Annotated in this window: 19 protein-coding genes; 10 read left to right on the top strand and 9 right to left on the bottom strand. The window is 74.2% G+C overall.

Annotated elements, in window-relative coordinates; translation table 11 throughout:
- Nucleotide 1: 1 nt before the first annotated feature.
- Together ACFVVU_RS15700 and ACFVVU_RS15695 are read right to left on the bottom strand one after the other, a co-directional pair.
- Nucleotides 2–535: a hypothetical protein gene (locus ACFVVU_RS15700; RefSeq protein WP_380684363.1), complete on the bottom strand. Its 534-nt coding sequence runs from the start codon at nt 533–535 to the stop codon at nt 2–4.
- A gap of 74 nt (nt 536–609) precedes the next feature.
- Complete coding sequence (locus ACFVVU_RS15695; RefSeq protein ID WP_380684375.1) at nt 610–1,989, bottom strand: MFS transporter; 1,380 nt, start codon at nt 1,987–1,989, stop codon at nt 610–612.
- Between the two features lie 606 nt (nt 1,990–2,595).
- Between ACFVVU_RS15695 and ACFVVU_RS15690 the strand changes: the two genes are divergently transcribed.
- Nucleotides 2,596–3,477, top strand: coding sequence for a DUF3027 domain-containing protein (locus ACFVVU_RS15690; protein WP_380684374.1), 882 nt, complete (start codon nt 2,596–2,598; stop codon nt 3,475–3,477).
- A 163-nt stretch (nt 3,478–3,640) separates the two neighbouring features.
- Nucleotides 3,641–6,946 (top strand): sacsin N-terminal ATP-binding-like domain-containing protein, encoded by a 3,306-nt coding sequence (locus ACFVVU_RS15685; protein WP_387790288.1) that lies wholly within the window; start codon nt 3,641–3,643, stop codon nt 6,944–6,946.
- Between the two features lie 28 nt (nt 6,947–6,974).
- Here ACFVVU_RS15685 and ACFVVU_RS15680 read toward each other — a convergent pair whose 3' ends face one another.
- From ACFVVU_RS15680 to ACFVVU_RS15670, 3 genes are read right to left on the bottom strand one after another with little or no spacing between them, the layout of a single operon-like run.
- A complete protein-coding gene (locus ACFVVU_RS15680) occupies nt 6,975–7,211 on the bottom strand; it encodes a hypothetical protein (protein WP_387790287.1) in 237 nt (78 codons plus the stop codon).
- A gap of 32 nt (nt 7,212–7,243) precedes the next feature.
- On the bottom strand, nt 7,244–9,724 hold the full coding sequence (locus ACFVVU_RS15675) for an HAD-IC family P-type ATPase (RefSeq protein ID WP_380686481.1): 2,481 nt from the start codon (nt 9,722–9,724) through the stop codon (nt 7,244–7,246).
- A 52-nt stretch (nt 9,725–9,776) separates the two neighbouring features.
- Entirely contained in the window at nt 9,777–10,061 is a 285-nt protein-coding gene (locus ACFVVU_RS15670) for a DUF2530 domain-containing protein (RefSeq protein ID WP_380686483.1), read from the bottom strand.
- 250 nt (nt 10,062–10,311) lie between these two features.
- On the opposite strand from ACFVVU_RS15670, the gene ACFVVU_RS15665 reads away from it, so the two are divergent.
- From ACFVVU_RS15665 to ACFVVU_RS15655, 3 genes are all read left to right on the top strand, one after another.
- Complete coding sequence (locus ACFVVU_RS15665; RefSeq protein WP_387790284.1) at nt 10,312–11,775, top strand: NCS2 family permease; 1,464 nt, start codon at nt 10,312–10,314, stop codon at nt 11,773–11,775.
- A 118-nt stretch (nt 11,776–11,893) separates the two neighbouring features.
- The gene (locus ACFVVU_RS15660; protein ID WP_045692353.1) at nt 11,894–12,094 is read left to right on the top strand and encodes a type II toxin-antitoxin system VapB family antitoxin; all 201 of its coding nucleotides are present in this window, start codon (nt 11,894–11,896) and stop codon (nt 12,092–12,094) included.
- Nucleotides 12,091–12,510: a PIN domain nuclease gene (locus ACFVVU_RS15655; protein ID WP_387790282.1), complete on the top strand. Its 420-nt coding sequence runs from the start codon at nt 12,091–12,093 to the stop codon at nt 12,508–12,510. Before ACFVVU_RS15660 ends, ACFVVU_RS15655 begins: the two co-directional genes overlap by 4 nt.
- A gap of 255 nt (nt 12,511–12,765) precedes the next feature.
- On the opposite strand, the gene ACFVVU_RS15650 is transcribed toward ACFVVU_RS15655, so the two are convergent.
- Both ACFVVU_RS15650 and ACFVVU_RS15645 read right to left on the bottom strand, forming a co-directional pair.
- A complete protein-coding gene (locus ACFVVU_RS15650) occupies nt 12,766–13,251 on the bottom strand; it encodes a SitI3 family protein (RefSeq protein WP_387790280.1) in 486 nt (161 codons plus the stop codon).
- 201 nt (nt 13,252–13,452) lie between these two features.
- Entirely contained in the window at nt 13,453–13,902 is a 450-nt protein-coding gene (locus tag ACFVVU_RS15645; RefSeq protein ID WP_387790278.1) for a VOC family protein, read from the bottom strand.
- Nucleotides 13,903–14,021: 119 nt separating this feature from the next.
- Here ACFVVU_RS15645 and ACFVVU_RS15640 point away from each other — a divergent pair, with 119 nt between their 5' ends.
- Nucleotides 14,022–14,945, top strand: coding sequence for a DUF4231 domain-containing protein (locus ACFVVU_RS15640; protein WP_380689258.1), 924 nt, complete (start codon nt 14,022–14,024; stop codon nt 14,943–14,945).
- A gap of 39 nt (nt 14,946–14,984) precedes the next feature.
- Here ACFVVU_RS15640 and ACFVVU_RS15635 read toward each other — a convergent pair whose 3' ends face one another.
- The gene (locus ACFVVU_RS15635; RefSeq protein WP_380689255.1) at nt 14,985–15,410 is read right to left on the bottom strand and encodes a VOC family protein; all 426 of its coding nucleotides are present in this window, start codon (nt 15,408–15,410) and stop codon (nt 14,985–14,987) included.
- A 202-nt stretch (nt 15,411–15,612) separates the two neighbouring features.
- Between ACFVVU_RS15635 and ACFVVU_RS15630 the strand changes: the two genes are divergently transcribed.
- The 3 genes from ACFVVU_RS15630 (at nt 15,613) to ACFVVU_RS15620 (ending at nt 17,909) form a co-directional block, all read left to right on the top strand.
- Nucleotides 15,613–15,735: a hypothetical protein gene (locus ACFVVU_RS15630; protein WP_387790276.1), complete on the top strand. Its 123-nt coding sequence runs from the start codon at nt 15,613–15,615 to the stop codon at nt 15,733–15,735.
- A gap of 76 nt (nt 15,736–15,811) precedes the next feature.
- Complete coding sequence (locus tag ACFVVU_RS15625; protein WP_380689251.1) at nt 15,812–16,246, top strand: MarR family winged helix-turn-helix transcriptional regulator; 435 nt, start codon at nt 15,812–15,814, stop codon at nt 16,244–16,246.
- 118 nt (nt 16,247–16,364) lie between these two features.
- Nucleotides 16,365–17,909, top strand: a complete 1,545-nt coding sequence (locus ACFVVU_RS15620; RefSeq protein ID WP_387790274.1) for an MFS transporter — start codon at nt 16,365–16,367, stop codon at nt 17,907–17,909.
- A gap of 79 nt (nt 17,910–17,988) precedes the next feature.
- Here ACFVVU_RS15620 and ACFVVU_RS15615 read toward each other — a convergent pair whose 3' ends face one another.
- Nucleotides 17,989–18,507: a GNAT family N-acetyltransferase gene (locus tag ACFVVU_RS15615; RefSeq protein WP_380690329.1), complete on the bottom strand. Its 519-nt coding sequence runs from the start codon at nt 18,505–18,507 to the stop codon at nt 17,989–17,991.
- 46 nt (nt 18,508–18,553) lie between these two features.
- On the opposite strand from ACFVVU_RS15615, the gene thpR reads away from it, so the two are divergent.
- A complete protein-coding gene (thpR, locus tag ACFVVU_RS15610; protein ID WP_387790272.1) occupies nt 18,554–19,153 on the top strand; it encodes an RNA 2',3'-cyclic phosphodiesterase in 600 nt (199 codons plus the stop codon).
- The last annotated feature ends 276 nt before the right edge of the window (nt 19,154–19,429 follow it).

The raw sequence follows: 19,429 nt of genomic DNA, 5'->3' as shown, positions 1-19,429 counted from the left end.
GTCAGCTGTCCTGGGTGTTCAGCTGGAAGTACCACACGGCGTAGATCGACTCCGGTGTCTTCGGGTCGGTCTCGACCACGGTGATCAGCGTCTTGCCGGAGGCGTTGAGCGCCTTGCTGGCCGGAACGGCGCCCGAGAAGGTGGCGTTGCGCGCCGCCGAGGCCAGGATGAACCGGCCGCCCTGGCCCTGCTGGCCGCCGTTGGTGTTGGCCCACCAGCCGCGGTCCGCCACGTCCGGGCTGACGCCGATGCCGATCCGGTCGCTGACGACCACGTCGGACGAGGGGATGGTGCCGGCTTCCAGGGCCTTGCCGGCCCTGTCCTGGCACTCCTCCTGCTGCTGGTCGGTCAGCGGCTGGCCGCCGTTGAAGCAGAACGGGTCGTGCGCCTGCGACGAGTTGCCCACCAGCAGGGTGGCGCGGTGGTCGCTGATCTCGTGCTGGTTCGACGCGTACGCGATGGACCCGCCGACCGTGCCGGCGGCGATGACGACGACGGCGCCGAGGCCGGCGACTGCGCGGGTGCTGAGGCTCATGCGTCAGAGGCTACCGGGCTTTCGCGATCACGCTACGCGGGGGTCGGCAACGTGTTGCCTCCGGAGAGCGGGACTCAGGCCACCCGGGGCGCGGCCGGGCGGGTGCGCAGCCCGACCCGCAGGAGCGAGCGCAGCGTCCAGAGCAGCACCGCACCGACCACCGCGGCGGCCACCGACAGGCCCAGCGTGCCGTTCAGCGGCAGCAGGATGCCGACCGCGCCGCCCGCCACCCAGGACAGCTGGAGCGCCGTCTCCGAGCGGGCGAACGCGGAGGTCCGCACCGACTCGGGCACGTCCCGCTGGATCAGCGCGTCCAGCGACAGCTTGCCGAGCGAGGCCGCCAGCCCGGCCGTCCCGGCGACCGCCACCACCGTCACCGTGCCGTACCAGAGCGCGGCGGCGGCCGTGGCGCAGCAGGCCAGCAGCAGCATCGCGGTGACCGTCAGCTCCGGGCCGCGGGGCCGCAGCCAGGAGCCGAGCACCGAGCCGAGCGCGTTGCCCGTACCGGCGGCCAGTGCCACCAGGCCGAGCGCGAGGGTCGGCTGAAGGCCGCCGACCGGGTCTTCGCGGAGCAGGAACGCCAGGAACAGCACCAGGAAGCCGACCAGCCAGCGCATCGCCGCCATCGCGCGCAGCGCCAGGATCACCGAGGGGCCGACGGTGCGCAGCGAGGCCTTGGGCCGCTGCGCGGCGGGTGCCGTGCCGTCCTCGCCGCCGCCGGGCGGCACGCCGTGGTGGCCCGTCGGGTGCTCCTCGGCGTGCAGCACGGCGCGCTGCTCGCCCTTGGCGGAGTCCACCGCGTGCGGCAGGTGGAAGGCCATCAGGGTGCCCGCCACGAAGACCAGGAAGGCACCGCGCAGCGGCCAGCCGGGACCGATGAGGTGCAGCAGTCCGCCGACGCCGGCCGCGACCATGGTGGCCAGCAGCCCGGCCAGGGTGACCCGGGAGTTCGCCTTCACCAGGGAGAGCCGGCTGGGCAGCAGCCGGGGCACCACCACGCTGCGCACCACCCCGTACGCCTTGGAGGCGACCAGCACGCCGAGCGCCTCCGGGTAGAGCGCCAGCCCGCCGCCGGCCACCACGCCGGCCATCGTCCAGGCGAGCACCGCGCGGGCCAGCATCGACGTCGCCACCGCGGCCCGGCGGCCGTGCGGCAGGCGGTCCAGCAGCGGGCCGATCACCGGGGCGAGCAGGGCGAACGGCGCCATGGTGACCAGCAGGTAGAGCGCCACCCGGCCGCGGGCCTCGCCGGTGGGCACCGAGAAGAAGATGGTCGAGGCGAGCGCCACGGTGATCAGCATGTCGCCGAAGGCGTTCAGCGCGTGCAGCTCGATGAGCTTGGCCAGGCCCGACTCGCCGGCGCCCTCGGCGGCGGTGGCCCGGCGGATCCGGCGGCCGGTGCCGTGCACCACCTTGCCGGTGCGGGAGCCGGCCGCGGAGGCGGTGCGGACCAGGAAGTGCCGGCGCGGCTCGTCCTCCTCCGCGGCCTCCTCCGCGGCGAGCGGTGCGACCGGGGCGGGCGGTGCGACAGAGCCGGGCGGTTCGACGGAGCCGAGCGGTGCGGCCGGTTCGAGCGGTTCGGAGGGCTCGGTGGCGGGCAGTGACGAGGGGTCCACCGACCGCGGTTCGTTCGCGGAGTGGACCGGAGGCTGCTGTCGCGGCAGCGCGTTCGCCTCGTCCGGACCGTCGGTCCGCGAGGCGCGCACTGCGTGCTGCGACGGGTTCTCGTCCGCCACAAGCCCATCCTGCCCCAGATTCGGGACGACAACGCGGGATTCCGCTCCGCGCCGCGCGGTCGACGGCCCGCGTTCCCGTTCCGGACGTTCCGGAGCCACTCCGGACGCCCCGGACTGTGCCGGGCGGCCGACCGGCGGGTAGCCTGCCCAAGGTCCGCCCGAGGGCCCGACCGGCGCCGGGCGGACCAGACGAGCGGCGCGGCCGGTATCCGCGGCGGCCCGCGGTCGCGCAGAATGGACGAGGGAAACCGAGCCGCGACGGAACAGGCAACTCGCCGTGGGCGACAGAAGAACTGGGAGAGAATCGACGCCGTGAGTGCTGCGATGCGAAGCCGTACCCCTGATCGGCTCTGTGCCGAGGCCGTCGAACTCGCCCGCCAGGCCGCCGAGGACGCCGTCGGCGCCGAGACCGTCGGGGCCCACCTGGGTGTTCAGGCCGAGGCCGACCGGGTCGTCACCCACACCTTCGAGTGCCTGGACGCGGCCTACCGTGGCTGGCACTGGGCCGTGACGGTGGCCCGCGCCCCGCGCGCCAAGAACGTGACGCTGGACGAGGTCGTGCTGCTGCCCGGCGCCGACGCGATCCTCGCCCCGCAATGGGTGCCGTGGAGCGAGCGGCTGCGCCCGGGCGACATGGGCCCCGGGGACCTGCTCCCCACCGACGCCGACGACCTGCGCCTGGAGCCGGGCTGGACCGGCGAGGACGAGCCCGCGCCGAACTCCGCGGTGGCCCAGGCCGCGCAGGAGGACGTGCTGGTCTCCGACCCGGACATCCAGCCGGCGCCGGGTCGCGCCCAGATCAGCGCCGTCGCCGACGAGCTGGGCCTGGGCCGCAGCCGGGTGCTCTCCCGGCTGGGCATGCACCTGGCCGCCGACCGCTGGGAGAAGGCGCACGGCCCGCAGACGCCGATGGCGCAGTCCGCCCCGGCCTCCTGCGTCAGCTGCGGCTTCCTGATCCCGATCGGCGGCACGCTCGGCCAGGCCTTCGGCGTCTGCGGCAACGAGTTCGGCCCGGCCGACGGCCAGATCGTCTCCTTCGCCTACGGCTGCGGCGGGCACTCCGAGGCGGCCGTGATCCCGGCCCCGCCGGCGCCCGCCGAGCTGATCCTGGACGAGCTGGTGGTCGAGCCGCTGCCGCTGCACCCGGACCGGCTCTCCGGCTCGGTCGAGCCGGACGCGCCCACCGAGGAGCTCGGCCACTCCTGAGCACCACCGCTTTCCGGCGGCCCGCCCCACCCGTGGGGCGGGCCGCCGCCGTTTCCGCCCCCGCGTGGGCGGGCCGCGGCCGGGGGCGTGTCCGGGGCAGTCCTTCCGGCAGGGAAGAATGCCCTCGTAGGGCACAACAGGGCGGCGGAAGGCGGCAGGTCCAGTGGAACCTCGGATTCTCGGCAGCGGCACGGACGAGCACCTCGCGGACCCCTTCGGCAGCGCCGAACTGCGCCGTCGGGTGCTGGACGCCTGGGCCGCCTCCCCGGCCCGGTTCCGGGAGGACGCCAACGCCGAGGAGGAGCTCGCCCTCGGCGGCTACCGCGACCGGCTGGTCGTCGAGCTGGCGCAGAACGCCGCCGACGCCGCCGTCCGCGCCGGGCACGGCCCCGGCCGGCTGCGGCTCACCCTGGCGGACGGCGTGCTGGCCGCCGCGAACACCGGCGCGCCGCTGGACGCCGCCGCCGTCGAGTCGCTGTCCACCCTGCGCGCCTCCTCCAAGCGCGGCGAGCACGAGACCACCGTCGGCCGGTTCGGCGTCGGCTTCGCCGCCGTCCTCGCGGTCACCGACGAGCCCGCCGTGCTCGGCTCGGCCGGCGGCGTGCGCTGGTCGCTCGGCGAGGCCCGGGCACTGGCCGGGACGCAGCCGGCGCTCGCCGAGGAACTGCGCCGCCGGGACGGCCACGTGCCGCTGCTGCGCCTGCCGTTCGCCGCCGAGGGCCCGGCGCCCGAGGGGTACGACACGGTGGTGGTGCTGCCGCTGCGCGACGCCGCCGCCGAGGACCTCACCCGCCGGCTGCTGGCCGGCATCGACGACGCGCTGCTGCTCACCCTGCCCGGCCTGGCCGAGGTGGTGGTGGAGACCTCGGAGGGCACCCGTACGCTGACCCGCTCCGCCGCGGAGCCGCGTCCGGACGGCGTCACCGAGGTGACGGTCACCGACGACGCCGGCGGGGGGCACCGGCGCACCGTCTGGCAGACCGCCGAGGCGGCCGGCGCGCTCGCCGCGGAGCTGCTCGCCGACCGGCCCACCGAGGAGCGCGCCCGCCCCTACTGGACGGTGACCTGGGCGGTGCCGGTCTCCGAGGAGGGCGACCCGCAGCGGCCCGCGATCGACCCGGTGCTGCACGCGCCCACCCCCAGCGACGAGCCGCTCGGCCTGCCCGCGCTGCTGATCGCCTCCTACCCGCTGGACTCCACCCGCCGGCACGTCGCCCCCGGCCCGCTCGCCGACTTCCTCACCGAGCGCGCCGCCGACGCCTACGCCGACCTGCTGCGCGCCCGCGGCGGCGACCTCGGCTCGCTCGGCCTGGTGCCCGGCCCGCTCGGCCAGGGCGCGTTGGACAACGCGCTGCGCGCCGCCGTGCTCTCCCGGCTGCCCGGTACACCGTTCCTGCCGCACCCGGCGCCGGTCGAGGAGGGCACCCCCGCGCTGCGGCCCCGGGACGCCACGCTGCTGGAGGGCGCGGACGGCTCGGTGGTCGAGGCACTGGCGCCGATCTTCCCCGGCCTGCTGCCGGCCGGCCTGGAGCGCCGCACCGAACTGCGGGTGCTGAACGTCCGCCGGGTCCCGCTCGCCGAGGTGGTCGACCAGCTGGGCGGCCTGGACCGGGAGCCGGCCTGGTGGCGCAACCTGTACGCGGCGCTCGGCGGCGCCGACCCGGAGGCGCTCGGCGCGCTGCCGGTGCCGCTCGCCGACGGCCGGACGGTGACCGGTCCGCGCCGGGTCCTGCTGCCCTCCGACGCCGCCGACTGGGCGGCCTTCCCCGGCTACCCCGAGTCGCTGGCCGACGCGCTCGCCGTGCTCGACCTGCGGCTCGCCCACCCGGAGGCCGCCCACCCGCTGCTCGCCAAGCTCGGCGCCGGCGCGGCCACCCCGGCCGGGGTGCTGGACACGCCCGAGGTGCGGGCCGCCGTCGCCCGCTCCTACGAGCTGGCCGAGGACGACCCGGACGCCGCCGCCGACCTCGCCGAGGCGGTGCTGGCGCTCGTCAGGGCGGCCGCCCCGGCGCCCGGCGAGCACCCCTGGCTGGCCCGGCTGGCCCTGCTCGACGACGAGGGCGAGCCCGTCCGCGCCGGTGAGCTGCTGCTCCCCGACAGCCCGCTCGCCGCGCTGGCGCGCGAGGACGACGCGGCCTGGGTGGACGACGACCTGCTGGAGCGCTGGGGCCCGGAGGTGCTCGCCGCCGTCGGCGTACCGGCCGACTTCGTGCTGGTCCGCGCCGAGGACGTGGTGCTCGACCCCGACGACCTGGACCGGCTCGACCCGACCGCGCCCGCCGACCGGGCGGCCGGCGGCCACCCCACCGGGCTGATCGACGAGGCGCCGGACGGCCTGGCCGACTGGGCCGAGGACGCGCTGGAGGCGCTGCACGCCGACGACGGGGACACCGTGGGCGTCCCGCCGGTCGCCGCCGAGCTGCTGGCCGTCCGCGACCTGGACCTGGTGGACGACGACGCCTGGCCGCAGGCGCTGGCCGCGCTGGCCCGCCCGCCGTACCGGGACGCCGTCGTCACCCCGGTCCGCACGCTGCTGCCGGACGGCTCGTACGCCGACCTGCCGCCGTACACCGCCTGGTGGCTGCGCGACCACCCGGTGCTGGACGGCCGCGAGCCCGCCGGGCTGCGCGCGGCCGGCGCCGACCCGCTGCTGCGCGGCCTGTACGACGAGGCCCGCACCACCCTGGACGAGCAGTTCCTGCACGCGCTGGGGGTGCGCACCACGCTGACCGCGCTGCTCGCCGAGCCGCACGGGCCGGACGAGGTGCTGGACCGGCTGACCGACCCGGCCGCCGAGGTCGGACACCGCCAGCTGCACGGCATCCACAGCGCGCTGGCCCGGATCGAGGTGGAGCGGATCGACCCGCTGGACGTGGTGCGCGCGGTGCCGCCGCTGGACCGGGCCACCGGCCGCCGTCCCGACCGCACGATCGTGGTGGACGCCGCCGAGGCGGTCGTCGCGGACGCCCCCGACCTGGTGGAGCTGCTGCACGACCACCCGCTGCTGCCGGTCGCCCCGGCGCTGGCCGCCGACCTCGCCGAGCGGCTGCACGTCTCGCTGGCCAGCGAGGTGGCCGGCGGGCGGGTGCTCTCCCAGGGCGTCCTGCACCGGGTGCCGGCCGTGGTGCGGGAGCTGCTGCCCGGCTGCCCGGTCGCGTACGAGGAGCACGAGGACCTGCTGGTGGTCGGCCCGGACGGCGAGGAGGCCGCCGTGGACTGGCGCTGGGACGCCGCCGCGGACACCCCGGAGGCGCCGTACGACCCGGAGTCGGCCGAGGAGGCGGACGAGGACGACGAGTTCGAGGTGCCGCCGGTGCCCGGGCTGCTGCACGCGGCCACGCCGGAGGGGCTGGCCGCCGGGCTGGCCTGGTCGGTCGGGCAGTGGCACCGCCGGTTCGAGGTGCTGGCCGCGCTCAGCGAGCCGGACCGGGCGTACGAGCTGTCCGCCGCCCGCGACTTCGAGGGCTGAGCCCGTCGGCCTCCGGTGCCCGCTCCGGTCAGGAGCGGGTGCCGGAGCGGGTCCGGCCGCGGGCGATCAGCCGCAGGTAGACCGTGAGGGTGGCCACCACCCAGGTGGAGGTCAGCACGGCGGCGACCGCCTTGGTCAGCCGTGGTCCGGGGTGGATCCCGGCCAGCGCGCCGACCCCGGCCATCGCCAGGGCCAGCAGCCCGGTGGCCAGCAGCCCGCCCAGGAAGGCCGCGAAGGCCTCCAGTTCACCGCCCCTGCGCGCCATCGCGGCACTCCCCCCGTCGCCCGGTCCCCGGGTCAATGATCGGTCCGGCGGCGCATGATCCGCCAGACCACCTCCAGCACCACTCCGGCGATCAGCGCGATGCCGACGCCGACCCACGGGTCCCGGGTGCCGGACAGCGAGAGCTGGAAGAAGTCGGAGAGCCAGGGCACCGTCATTACCAGCGCGAACGCCCCGCACATCGTCCCGATCAGCAGCAGCCGCCACCAGTTGTACGGGCGGGCCACGATCGCCAGCACCCAGATCGCGACCAGGAAGAGCGTCAGGGTGGCCACGCTGGTGTCCGACTCCAGGTCGGTGGCGTGGTTGGCGCGGGCCAGCGCGTACGCGGTGAAGGTCGCCGTCCCCGCGATGACACCGCCGGGGATCGCGAGCCGCAGCACCCGGCGCACGAAGCCGGTGCGGGCGCGCTCGTTGTTGGGCGCGAGCGCCAGGAAGAAGGCCGGCACGCCGATCGTCAGGGTGGACAGCACGGTGGAGTGCCGGGGCAGGAACGGGTACGGGGAGTGGGTGAAGATCACCAGCAGCGCCAGCAGTACCGAGTAGACCGTCTTGACCAGGAACAGCCCGGCCACCCGCTCGATGTTGCCGATCACCCGGCGGCCCTCGGCGACCACCGAGGGCATCACCGCGAAGGAGTTGTTCAGCAGCACGATCTGGGCGACCGCCTTGGTCGCGTCGCTGCCGCTGCCCATCGCCACGCCGATGTCCGCGTCCTTGAGCGCCAGCACGTCGTTGACGCCGTCGCCGGTCATCGCCACGGTGCGCCCGCGCGACTGCAGCGCGCCGACCAGCTGGCGCTTCTGCTGCGGGGTGACCCGGCCGAAGACGGTGGTGCGCTCGGCGGTGTCGGCGAGAGCCTGCGGCTCGGTGGGCAGGGTGCGCGCGTCCACCGGGTGGTCGGCGCCGGGCAGCCCGAGGTGGGCGGCGACCGCGCCGACCGAGACGGCCGAGTCGCCCGAGATCACCTTCGCCTGGACCCGCTGGCCCTCGAAGTAGCGCAGGGTGTCGGCGGCGTCCTCGCGCAGTCGCTGCCGCAGCACCACCAGGGCGAGCGGCCGCAGTTCGGCGGCCGGGTCCGGGGCGTCCAGCGGGACCGGCGAGCGGCCCAGCAGCAGCACCCGCAGGCCCTGGGCGCCCAGCTCGTCCACCTCGGCCAGCGCCGGGTGGCCGGCGGGCAGCAGCACGTCGGGGGCGCCGAGCAGCCAGCTGGCCTCCTCGCCACGCGGCTCCAGCAGTTGGACGCCGCTCCACTTGCGGGCGGAGGAGAACGGCATCGCCTCGATCACCCGCCAGCCGTCGCGGCGCTCGCCGCTGCCGTCGCCGTAGGCGTCGATGACGGCCTGCATCGACGGGTTGGGGCGGGCGTCGGCGCCGGCCATCACGCCGAGCGCCTGCTTGACCGTCTCCTTGAGGGCGCCGTTCTCCGCCAGGGCGTCGCCCGCCGGCTCGCCCCGGTCACCGCCGTCGGTGATGATCCGCAGGTCGACGACGTCCATGCCGCCCTCGGTCAGGGTGCCGGTCTTGTCCAGGCAGACGGTGTCCACCCGGGCCAGTCCCTCGATCGCGGGCAGCTCCTGCACCAGGCACTGCTTGCGGCCCAGCCGGACCACGCCGATCGCGAAGGCCACCGACGTCAGCAGCACCAGGCCCTCGGGCACCATCGGCACGATCCCGGCGATCATCCGGCGGACCGCCTCGCGCCAGTCCCGGCCCTCCACCGCCAGCTGGCTGATGATCAGACCGATCGCGGTCGGCACCAGCAGCCAGGTGATGAACCGCAGGATGCTGTCGATGCCGGTGCGCAGCTCCGACTTCACCAGGGTGAACCGGCTCGCCTCCTCGGCCAGCTGCGCCGCGTACGCCTCGCGGCCGACCTTGGTGGCGGTGAACGCGCCGGCGCCGGCCACCACGAAGCTGCCGGACATCACCGGGTCGCCGGGGTGCTTGAGCACCGGGTCCGGCTCGCCGGTGAGCAGCGACTCGTCGATCTCCAGGCCGTCCGCCTCGGTGACCTCGCCGTCGACGATCACCTTGTCGCCGATGCCGAGCAGCACGGTGTCGTCCAGCACGATCTCGCCGACGGCGACCTGCGTGGCGGCGCCGTCCCGGCGCACCTGGGGCCTGGCCTCGCCGATCAGCGCGAGGCTGTCCAGGGTCTTCTTGGCGCGCAGCTCCTGGATGATGCCGATCGCCGTGTTGGCGACGATGACCAGGCCGAACAGGCCGTCCTGGAGCGGGCCGACGACCAGGATGATCGCGAACATCACGCCGATGATCGCGTTGAACCGAGTGAAGACGTTCGCCCGGACGATCTCCCGGGTGGAGCGGCTGGAGCGGACCGGGACGTCGTTGACCTCGCCGCGGGCGACCCGCTCGGCCACCTCGGCGGAGGTCAGCCCGCCGCGTCGGCCGGGCAGCAGGCCGAGCGGGTGGGCGCCGTCCGGCTGGTCACCGGTGGGCTTGTCCTCGGCGGGCTGCGCGGGCTGCGTCATGGCACCGACTCTACGGGTGCCTTATGTCCGGTGCGTGCTACTAAAGGACCATTCAGTCCGACCGAGTGGCCGGATTCTGCGGCTCCGCCGCGGCCGCCGCCCGGCTGCGCGCGATGGCGTCCCGGCGGGCCCGGCAGTACCAGAGGCCGATCAGTCCGAGTCCGCCGCCGGCCAGGCAGATCCACGGCCAGCTGCCGTGGCCGTGGTCGGACAGCGTGCCCCAGAACGGGAGCAGGACCACGAACGCCACGAACCAGAGCACCGTGCCGCCGCCGACGATCGCGACGTCGTTGGCCTCCAGCGGCGGGGGCGAGGGGTGCAGTGGCGTCTTGGGCATGGGCCCTAGGGTACGGTGCGGCCGCACGTCCGATCGATTCTGCGCGGGGACTGTTCGCGCCTGTTACGTGGGTTCTTCGTTCTACGCGCGAAGATAGCGTACGGGCGATCGGGGAACCCATACTTGTTTTTCCGGTCGGTCGCGGCATGCTCAGGACATTGTGCTTCGTGCCCGTCCCACCGGGGCGCCCGGTGCCACCGTCGTTCCCGGGCGGGTCCCCCTCTCCTCCGCCCCCCACAGAGGACGCAGCATGCCCGTGGCCCAGCCGACCACCGAGTCGCCCGAGCCCGCCCAGCCCGACACGCCGAAGCCCCCGTCCGGCGCGCTGGACCGCTACTTCCGGATCAGCGAGCGCGGCTCCTCCCTGCCGCGCGAGATCCGCGGCGGCGTCGCCACCTTCTTCACCATGGCGTACATCCTGGTGCTGAACCCGATCATCCTGGCCAGTGCCACGGACATGACCGGCGCCCACCTGGACAGCGCCCAGCTGGTCACCGCCACCGCGCTCACCGCCGGCCTGACCACGCTGCTCATGGGCGTCATCGGCAACGTCCCGATCGGCCTGGCCGCCGGCCTCGGCGTGAACACCATCGTCGCCCTCCAGCTCGCACCCAAGATGACCTGGCCGGACGCCATGGGCATGGTCGTGCTGGCCGGCTTCGCGATCATGCTCCTGGTCGCCACCGGCCTGCGCGAGCGGGTCATGAGCGCCGTCCCGCTCGGCCTGCGCAAGGCCATCGCGATCGGCATCGGCCTGTTCATCACCCTGGTCGGCCTCGTCGACTCCGGCTTCGTCACCCGCATCCCCGACGCCGCCCACACCACCGTCCCGCTCCAGCTCGGCGTCGGCGGCCACCTGCACGGCTGGCCGGTCCTGGTCTTCGTGCTCGGCCTGCTGCTCACCCTCGTCCTGCTGGTGCGCAAGGTCCCCGGCGCGATCCTGATCTCCATCGCCGTGATGACCGGCGTCGCCGTGGTGATCGACAAGCTCGCCGACATCCCCGCCCTCAGCTGGGGCCTGACCGTCCCGGCCTGGCCGGGCAACCCGGTCGCCGCGCCCGACTTCGGCCTGGTCGGCGAGGTCAGCCTGTTCGGCGGCTTCGAGAAGGTCGGCGTCCTCACCGGCGTGCTCTTTGTCTTCACCGTGCTGATGTCCTGCTTCTTCGACGCGATGGGCACCATCCTCGGCGTCGCCGACGAGGCCCACCTGCTCGACGAGAAGGGCGACCTGCCCGGCATCAACAAGGTCCTGATGATCGACGGCATCGCCACCGCGGCCGGCGGCGCCACCTCGTCCTCCGCCAACACCTGCTTCGTCGAGTCCACCGCCGGCGTCGGCGAGGGCGCCCGCACCGGCTTCGCCTCCGTCGTCACCGGCGGCCTCTTCGTGGTGGCCCTCTTCCTCACCCCGCTCGCCACCATGGTCCCCGCCCAGGCCGCCACCCCCGCGCTGGTCACCGTCGGCTTCCTGATCCTCGCCAACTCGGTGCGGGACATCGACTGGGCCGACTACACCATCGCGATCCCGGCCTTCCTGACCATCGCGATGATGCCGTTCACCTACTCCATCACCAACGGCATCGGCTTCGGCTTCATCACCTTCTGCATCCTGCGCATCGCCACCGGCCGTGCCCGCGAGGTCCCGCTCCCGATGTACGTCGTCTCCGCCGTCTTCGCCTTCTACTACCTGATGCCGGCCCTCGGCCTGCTCTGACCCCTGCCGGGCTTCCGACGGCCCCGCGCTCCCCCTCCGGAGCGCGGGGCCGTTTTGATGTCGGGAATGTGGTGGAGTTGATATCGTTTTCTTGTTGTCGACTGCTGGAGGAACAGCCATGGCGCGCACGGTGATCGACCTCGACGACGACCTCCTGGCCGAGGCGCAGCGTCTGTTCGGCACGACCACCAAGGTCGCGACGGTCAATGCCGCGCTGCTGGAGGCCGTGAAACTGGCCCGGCGGATAGAGCTCGCCGACGCCATCGCCAACGGGGAGTTCGACCTTCTCGACGAGCCGGGCAAGTCGGCGGCGGCGTGACCCGGGAGCGCTTCCTGATCGACAAGTCGGCCCTGGCGCGCTGGGGAAAGCCGACGGTGCGGCCCGTCCTCGACGATCTCTCGCAGCGCGCGCTGCTGGCGGTGACCGCGGCAGTCGAGATGGAGGTGCTGCACAGTGCTCGCAGCGCGGCGGAGGCGGATCGGCTGAGCCGTCTGCTCAGGGGGTTCGACTACCTGCCGTGCACCGACGAGGTCTGGGACCGCGCGAAGGACATCCAGCGGCGGGCCCTGTTCCGGGGCAACCACCGTGCTCTGTCGATGGCCGACATGCTGATCGCCGCCACCGCTGAGCGACACGGGGTCACGGTCCTGCACTACGACGGCGACTACGACATGATCGCGTCCATCGCCGGCCAACCTGCTCGCTGGGTCGTGCCGGCGGGGACCGCCGACTGAGTTCGTCCACGTGGTCGGCGCCTTCGATCGCCATCGCCATCGCCATCGGCTTCGGCTTCATCACCTTCTGCATCCTGCGCATCGCCACCGGCCGTGCCCGTGAGGTCCCGCTCCCGATGTACGCCGTCTCCGCCGTCTTCGCCTTCTACTACCTGATGCCGGCCCTCGGCCTGCTCTGAGCCCCGGCGACGGGTCACCGGCCCGCACTCCTCGTGGCGGAGTGCGGGCCGGTGGCGTCGGTGCGGGCCGCAGGGCTCAGTCCTCGTCGGAGAACTCGTGCGTCTCGCGGCTGAAGGGCCGGGGGACGACGGCCAGGCGGTCGGCCGGCCAGAGGTCGTCCCGTTCGTTGAGGCTGAGCTCGTCGCCGCGCCGCAGCAGCCAGACGGTCTCGTAGTGGTACTGCAGCACCGCGTCGCCGGGGATGCGCTCCAGGAGGCCCGAGACCAGCCGGACGACGTCGTCCTCCTGCCCCCGCAGATCGGTGGTCTTGTCGAGCCGGAAGACCACCGACACGGTCGGGGTGATGCGGAGGTCCGTGACCAGCGGGTTCCACGGCCTGGGGTTGGGGCTGAACACCCGGATCCACGTGCCGAACCTGGTGGCGACGCCTTCGGAGAGCAGGTCCGCCGCCTGCGTGGTCGCATCGAACAGCCTGCCGCCCTGCGCGACGTCGTTCAGCGTGTCGGCCACCTCGGTGACGGACATCGATGTGGCCAGGTTGAAGCCGTGGGAAATCGACATGGCTGGGATCCGTTCGGACACGCTACGGGTAGACGTGCAGGATATTGCCCTGCCGGTCGATGCGGCTTTCTGAACTGGAGTTTCGCCACGGTGCCGGTGATCCCGGAAGCCGCATTCTCGGCCGGGGAGGATGGGGCCGGTGCGCCGGGAGTGAATTTGCGACGGGACGGGAATCCCGGGGCCGGCCGGTGGGCGGAGGCGTCAGTGGACGCAGAACTCGTTGCCCTCGGGGTCCTGCATCACGGTCCAGGAGCCGCCCGGTTCGGCGATGTCGTGGAGGAGGGTGGCGCCGAGGGCGGTGAGGCGGGTGACGGTGGCGGCGCGGGCGTCGGGGCCGGGGTGGAGGTCGAGGTGGAGGCGGTTCTTGCCCTGCTTCGGCTCGGGGACGCGCTGGAAGAGGATCCGCCGGCCGAGCCCGGTGTCGCTGGTGGGGTCGTGCGGGTCCTCGGGGTGGCGGACGGCGGCGAGGGTCGGCCAGGCGTGCCGGCCGTCGACCTCGGTGATCCGGTCCGGGGTGATCGTGCCGGCCGAGAGCAGACCGGCGATCAGGGTGCTGTGGTCCTCGGCGGTGTAGTCGAGGGCGGCGGCCCAGAAGGCGGCCTGGCGGTGCGGGTCGGCGGCGTCGATGACGAGCTTCCAGTGCATGGTCATGTAACCGGTTATAGGGGTTGCGGGCCGGTCGGGGCAAGAGTGGATCTCAAGGGGGCGCCGGTGTAGGGGAGTTGACCGGGGGAATACTCCGGGCTGAGACGGGGGAGGGGAGCGGTTCGATGGTCAGACAGGATCCGCCCACGGGGGTCGAGGCGCAGTTGCTGCCCGAGCTGTTCCGGACGGCCGACCAGGCGTCACTGTCCGGGCAGCAGCAGACGTTGCGCTGGTACCGGGGGCTCATCTCGATGCTGGTGGTCGCGGCGGCGGTCGGTTCGCTGCCCGGGCCGGACGACAAGGGGGCCTCCGACATCACGCCGCTGTTCTCGGTGGTGGCGCTGCTGGTGGCCGGGTACTTCTGGGCGCGGCTGCGCCGCAGCAATCCGCAGGGGCGCTGGTACGAGGCGCGGGCGGCGGCCGAGTCGGTGAAGACGCTGGCCTGGAAGTACGCGGTGCGGGCCCGGCCGTTCGAGGGTGACGCGGAGTCGGCGGACGTCGACCGCGGCTACCTGCTGCAAGTGGAGGACGTGCTGCGGGCGTTCGAGGATCCGGCGATCGTGCCGCCGGAGTCGGTCGCCGAGATCACCCCGGAGATGCGCCGGGTGCGGGCGGAGTCGCTGACCGCGCGGCGGACGCTCTACCTGCGCACCCGGGTGGAGGGGCAGCGGACGTGGTACCGCTCGCGTGCCGAGTCCTGCGAGTCGCAGGCGGTGACCTGGGGGCTGGGCGTGGCGGGGCTGATCATCGTCGGTGCGGCGGCGGCGATCGCGCAGGCGACCGGGGCGCTGCAGGTGCACGTCTTCGGCGCCACCTCGGCGGCGGCCGCGGCGGTGATCGCCTGGACGCAGCTGAAGCAGCTCCGTCCGCTGGCGGCCGCGTACCAACTGGCGGCGCGGGAGCTGGAGAACGTCGGCAACCAGCTGTCCGACCTCGACCCGCGGATGCCGGACGCCGAGCAGCGCTGGGCCCGGCTGGCCGCCGAGGCGGAGGACGCGGTCTCCCGCGAGCACACCACCTGGCGGGCGCGGCGGGCCTTCCCGCGCTGAGCCGCACGGGTCCCGGGCCGCCCCGCGCCGGCGGGGCGGTCAGGCGTCCAGCGGGGCCAGGCCGAACGGGTGGCCGGCCGGGTCGATCAGCACCTTGAGCGTACGGCCGTGCTGGTAGGTGGGCTCGGTCGCGCCCAGGGTCAGGGCGCGGGCGGTGGCCGCCTCCAGGTCGTCCACGTAGAAGTCCAGGTGGAAGTGCTTGCCGCCGTCCGGCTCGGTCCACGGCTCCGGCCGGTACCCGCTGACCCGGCCGAAGCCGAGCGGGCTGCCGCCCTCCGGGTTGTCCAGGATGGCGAACCGCTCGTCCGCGTGCCGGGTCTCCCATCCGAGCAGCGCGCCGTAGAAGGCGGCCAGTGCGACCGGGTCGGCGCAGTCGATGGTGACCATCGCGAGGCGGGCGAAGCCGGTGTCGTTCTGCTCGGCCGGGTCGACCGTGGTGGCCTGTTCGGCGGCGACGTCGGTCATGGCTGGTCGACCCTTCTGCTGGGCGTGGTGCGGCGCCGGGTCCCGCGTGGACCGGGTCCCAGGACCAGCATCGCACCGGGAGTCACGGAGAGCACGGCCAGCCGGAGCGGGGAGGGGGAGAAAGCCGCCCGGCGGCGGGCCGCGGGCTGTTGACCAGCGCGAATCGGTCAGGGGCGTTCCGGATCGCCGCACAATCGGCACGGTGCGGGCATCGGCGGCGAAACGCCCCGGCCTGGACGCGTACGGGCTGATGGCGGCGCTGGACGCGGCGCGGAAGGCGGCCGGTGACCTCGGCGCGGCGGCGGCGGTCGACACCCGGCGCTGAACCCCTGGACGGGTCCGGGCCGCGGACGGTCGGAAACCAATTTTCTTTAGCCAGAGTAATGACGTAGGCTAACAACATGCCCGAGATGTCCGAGCAGGACCTCGCAGCCATCAGTCAGCTGCGGTCGTCCGCCATGCGCCTCTCCCGTCGACTGCGCCACCAGCGGGTCGAGGAGTCGCTCAGTCCCACCGAGATCGGGGTGCTGGGCACCCTCGCCCGGTGCGGGAAGGCCACGCCGGGTGAGCTCGCCCGGAAGGAGCACGTACAGCCGCCCTCGATGACCAGGATCGTCGCGATGCTGGAGGAGAAGGGCCTGGTGCGGCGCGAACCGCACCCGGAGGACCGCCGGCAGGTGGTCGTCAGCAGTACCGAACAGGCCGAGACGATCCTGGCGGAGTCCCGCCGGCGTCGCAACGCCTGGCTCGCCGAGCTCGCCGAGGGGCTCGACGAGGAGGAATGGGCGAAGCTCCGCGAGGCCGCGCCCGTGCTCTACAAGCTCGCACACCTCTAGGCACGGCTTTCCGGTAGCCGCCGGAGACGAAGGAGAACCGCATCACCGCAGGACCGAAGACCGACACCAGGAGCGCGACGGCCACGCCACGGGCCGTCGCGCCGCGAGGGGAGACCACGTGACACCGCCGGCCGCAGCCAGCGCCGCCGCCACCCGTACCCGGACCGACGAGCAGACCACCGACCCCGCCGCGGCGAACGCCGCGGCCGCCGACGCCCAGGCACCCGCCCCGACGGGGCTGCCCGGCAACGGCGACGACGACCCCGACGAACGCACCGCGGCGGACGACCCCGCCGCTCCCGGCCGCACCCGCGCGGCCGCGTCCCCCACGGCGGACTCGCCGACCGGCGCCGCCTTCACCAGGCCCGGGGGGATGTTCTCCTCACTGCGCGTTCGCAACTACCGCTACTACTTCGCCGGCCAGGTGGTGTCCAACACCGGTACCTGGATGCAGCGCATCGCCCAGGACTGGCTGGTCCTCAGCCTCACCGGCAGCCCGCTCGCGGTCGGCATCACCACCGCCATGCAGTTCCTGCCGATGCTGCTGCTCGGCCTGTTCGGCGGGGTGCTCGCCGACCGGATGCCCAAGCGCCGGCTGCTGATCCTCACCCAGGGCGCGATGGGCCTGCTCGCCGCCGGCCTCGCCGTGCTGACCGTCGGCGGTGTGGTGACCCCGTACTACGTGTACCTGTTCGCGCTGCTGCTCGGCCTGGTCACGGTGGTCGACAACCCGACCCGGCAGGCGTTCGTCTCCGAGATGGTCGGGCCGAAGGACCTCGCCAACGCGGTCAGCCTCAACGCCGCCAACTTCCAGACCGCCCGGCTGGTCGGCCCCGCCGTCGCGGGTCTGCTGATCGCCGCGGTCGGCAGCGGCTGGGCGTTCGCGCTGAACGCGCTGTCGTTCGCCGCCGTGATCGGCGGGCTGCTCGCGATGCGGGAGAGCGAACTGCGCCCGACCGCGCCGATCGCCCGTGAGAAGGGCCAGTTGCGGGAGGGGCTGCGGTACGTCAAGGAGCGGCCCGAGCTGCTCTGGCCGATGGTGCTGGCCGGCTTCATCGGCACCTTCGGCTTCAACTTCCCGACGCTGCTGGCGGGTTTCGCCTCCGACACCTTCCACGTCGGCGCCGGGCAGTACGGCCTGCTGAACACCGCGATGGCCGTCGGATCGCTGACCGGTGCGCTGATCGCGGCCCGCCGGGGCGTGCCGCGGCTGCGCAGACTGGTCGGCGCCGCCCTCGCGTTCGGCACGCTGGAGGTGGTGGCGGCGTTCGCGCCCGGCTACTGGAGCTTCGCGCTGCTGCTCACCCTGATCGGGGTGTTCGGGCTGAGCTTCAACACCTCGGTCAACGCCTCGCTCCAGCTGGGCACCGACCCGGCGATGCGCGGGCGGGTGATGGGACTGCTGATGCTGGTCTTCGCCGGCGGGACGCCGATCGGCGCGCCGATCGTGGGCTGGGTGACCGCCTCGTACGGGCCCCGGGTGGGACTGCTGACCTGCGGCCTGGTCTCGGCCGCGGCGGCCGGTGCGGTCGGCCTGGTGCTGGCCCGCAGCGCCGAGCTGCGGCTGCGGCTGGACCTCCACCCCGGGCGCGGGGGCCGGGTGGTGGCGCTGGTGCCGCGTCCGGCGGCGAGCGCCAAGCCTGAGCTGGCCACGGCCTGCTGACGGCCTGCCGACAGCCTGTTGATGTGCTGAGGGCCCGCCCCGGAACGCCATGACGGCGCTCCGGGGCGGGCCCGTCGGCTCAGAGCCGGATCGCCAGGATCTGCCCCGGCCACGGGCCGGCCGGTTGCTCGACCTCGAAGGACTCGGTCTCGGTGAAGCCGAGCGCCCGGTACTGGCCGACCAGCTTGCGGTCGTCGCCGCCGAAGCAGTCCACCCGCAGCAGGCCGATGCCGCGCCGGCGGGTCTCGTCGAGCGCGTCGGCGATCAGCGCCGAGCCGATTCCCGAGCCCTTGCGGCTCCGGTCGGTCACCAGGTTGCGGATGTACAGCTCGGGCTCGTCCACCGGGGTGGCGTACTCGGGGCGCTGCTCGGACAGCACGCAGGAGCCGACCGTGCGCCCCTCGTCGTCGATCGCGAGCCGGATCAGGAACGCCTCGCCGGTGTACTGGCCGATGTGCTCGACGCGGGCGGGGATGTCGCTGAACGACCGGTCGCCCCACTGCCGGGTGCGGCCCCGGGCGGCCAGCCAGGCCACGGCGCCGTCGAGTAGGGACAGGATGTCGGGGATGTCCTCGGGGCCCCCGTTGCGGATCTTCATGGGAATCCGTTCTAGTCCAAACCGTCCCGCGCGGGAAGATGGCCCCATGAGGCTCTTCGTGGCGGTGCTGCCTCCGGTGGAGGCGTTGCAGGACCTGGCCGACGCGGTGGCCCCGGTGCGCGGGCTGCCGGGGGCGGACCGGCTGCGCTGGACGACGGCCGACGCCTGGCACCTGACCCTGGCCTTCTTCGGCGAGGTGCCGGCCGACCGGGTGACGGAGCTGGAGGCCGCGCTGGCGGAGGTCGCCGAGGCCCACCCGGCGCACACGCTGCGGCTGGCCGGCGGCGGGCGGTTCGGCGACCGGGTGCTCTGGGCGGGGGTGGAGGGGCAGGACTGGGCGCTGCGCCGGATCGCCGAGGCGGTGTACCGGGCCACCGCGGCGGTGGTCGGCGAGACGGACGCGTTCAGCTTCCACCCGCACCTGACGCTGGCCCGGGCCGGCTCCTCGCGCGGCCGGCGGCGGGCGGAGCAGCGGCTGGCGGCCGCCGAGCTGGACGCGCTGGCCCGGGCGCTGGACGGCTACCGGGGGCCGGAGTGGGAGGCCGCCGAGCTGCACCTGATGCGCAGCGAGCAGGGCGGCGGCCCCGTCCGCTACACCTCGCTGTGCTCCTTGCCGCTGGCCCGCTGGGAGGCCGGGCCGCCGTAGCGGCGGTGGCCGGATCGCCAACCTCGGCGTCCGGCCGCGAACCGGCCGGGGGTACGCTCGTTGACCGTGGATCCCAAGACTCGAATGCGAATCGTGACCGCCGCGCTGGTCCTGCTGCTGGTCATCGTGCTGGTCAGCTCGCTGGTCAACCGGTAAGGACGGAGACGGGAGAAGGGCCCCCCCCCCCCCCCCGGGGCCCGGCGACCCCCGCAGCGAGGGGCCCGGTCACACCCGCCCGCACCACGACAACCGAGCATAACACGACGCCCACCCCGA

This window comes from Kitasatospora sp. NPDC057965, assembly GCF_042887135.1.
Classification (GTDB): domain Bacteria; phylum Actinomycetota; class Actinomycetes; order Streptomycetales; family Streptomycetaceae; genus Kitasatospora.
This window is presented reverse-complemented; position numbering and strand designations above follow the sequence as displayed.

What these genes read in the sequence shown, in the direction of transcription:
- ACFVVU_RS15700 (WP_380684363.1), bottom strand. Translation starts at nt 535, where the DNA reads ATGAGCCTCAGCACCCGCGCAGTCGCCGGCCTCGGCGCCGTCGTCGTC.
- ACFVVU_RS15690 (WP_380684374.1), top strand. Translation starts at nt 2,596, where the DNA reads ATGCGAAGCCGTACCCCTGATCGGCTCTGTGCCGAGGCCGTCGAACTC.
- ACFVVU_RS15680 (WP_387790287.1), bottom strand. Translation starts at nt 7,211, where the DNA reads ATGGCGCGCAGGGGCGGTGAACTGGAGGCCTTCGCGGCCTTCCTGGGC.
- ACFVVU_RS15675 (WP_380686481.1), bottom strand. Translation starts at nt 9,724, where the DNA reads ATGACGCAGCCCGCGCAGCCCGCCGAGGACAAGCCCACCGGTGACCAG.
- ACFVVU_RS15670 (WP_380686483.1), bottom strand. Translation starts at nt 10,061, where the DNA reads ATGCCCAAGACGCCACTGCACCCCTCGCCCCCGCCGCTGGAGGCCAAC.
- ACFVVU_RS15665 (WP_387790284.1), top strand. Translation starts at nt 10,312, where the DNA reads ATGCCCGTGGCCCAGCCGACCACCGAGTCGCCCGAGCCCGCCCAGCCC.
- ACFVVU_RS15660 (WP_045692353.1), top strand. Translation starts at nt 11,894, where the DNA reads ATGGCGCGCACGGTGATCGACCTCGACGACGACCTCCTGGCCGAGGCG.
- ACFVVU_RS15650 (WP_387790280.1), bottom strand. Translation starts at nt 13,251, where the DNA reads ATGTCGATTTCCCACGGCTTCAACCTGGCCACATCGATGTCCGTCACC.
- ACFVVU_RS15645 (WP_387790278.1), bottom strand. Translation starts at nt 13,902, where the DNA reads ATGACCATGCACTGGAAGCTCGTCATCGACGCCGCCGACCCGCACCGC.
- ACFVVU_RS15640 (WP_380689258.1), top strand. Translation starts at nt 14,022, where the DNA reads ATGGTCAGACAGGATCCGCCCACGGGGGTCGAGGCGCAGTTGCTGCCC.
- ACFVVU_RS15635 (WP_380689255.1), bottom strand. Translation starts at nt 15,410, where the DNA reads ATGACCGACGTCGCCGCCGAACAGGCCACCACGGTCGACCCGGCCGAG.
- ACFVVU_RS15625 (WP_380689251.1), top strand. Translation starts at nt 15,812, where the DNA reads ATGCCCGAGATGTCCGAGCAGGACCTCGCAGCCATCAGTCAGCTGCGG.
- ACFVVU_RS15615 (WP_380690329.1), bottom strand. Translation starts at nt 18,507, where the DNA reads ATGAAGATCCGCAACGGGGGCCCCGAGGACATCCCCGACATCCTGTCC.
- thpR (WP_387790272.1), top strand. Translation starts at nt 18,554, where the DNA reads ATGAGGCTCTTCGTGGCGGTGCTGCCTCCGGTGGAGGCGTTGCAGGAC.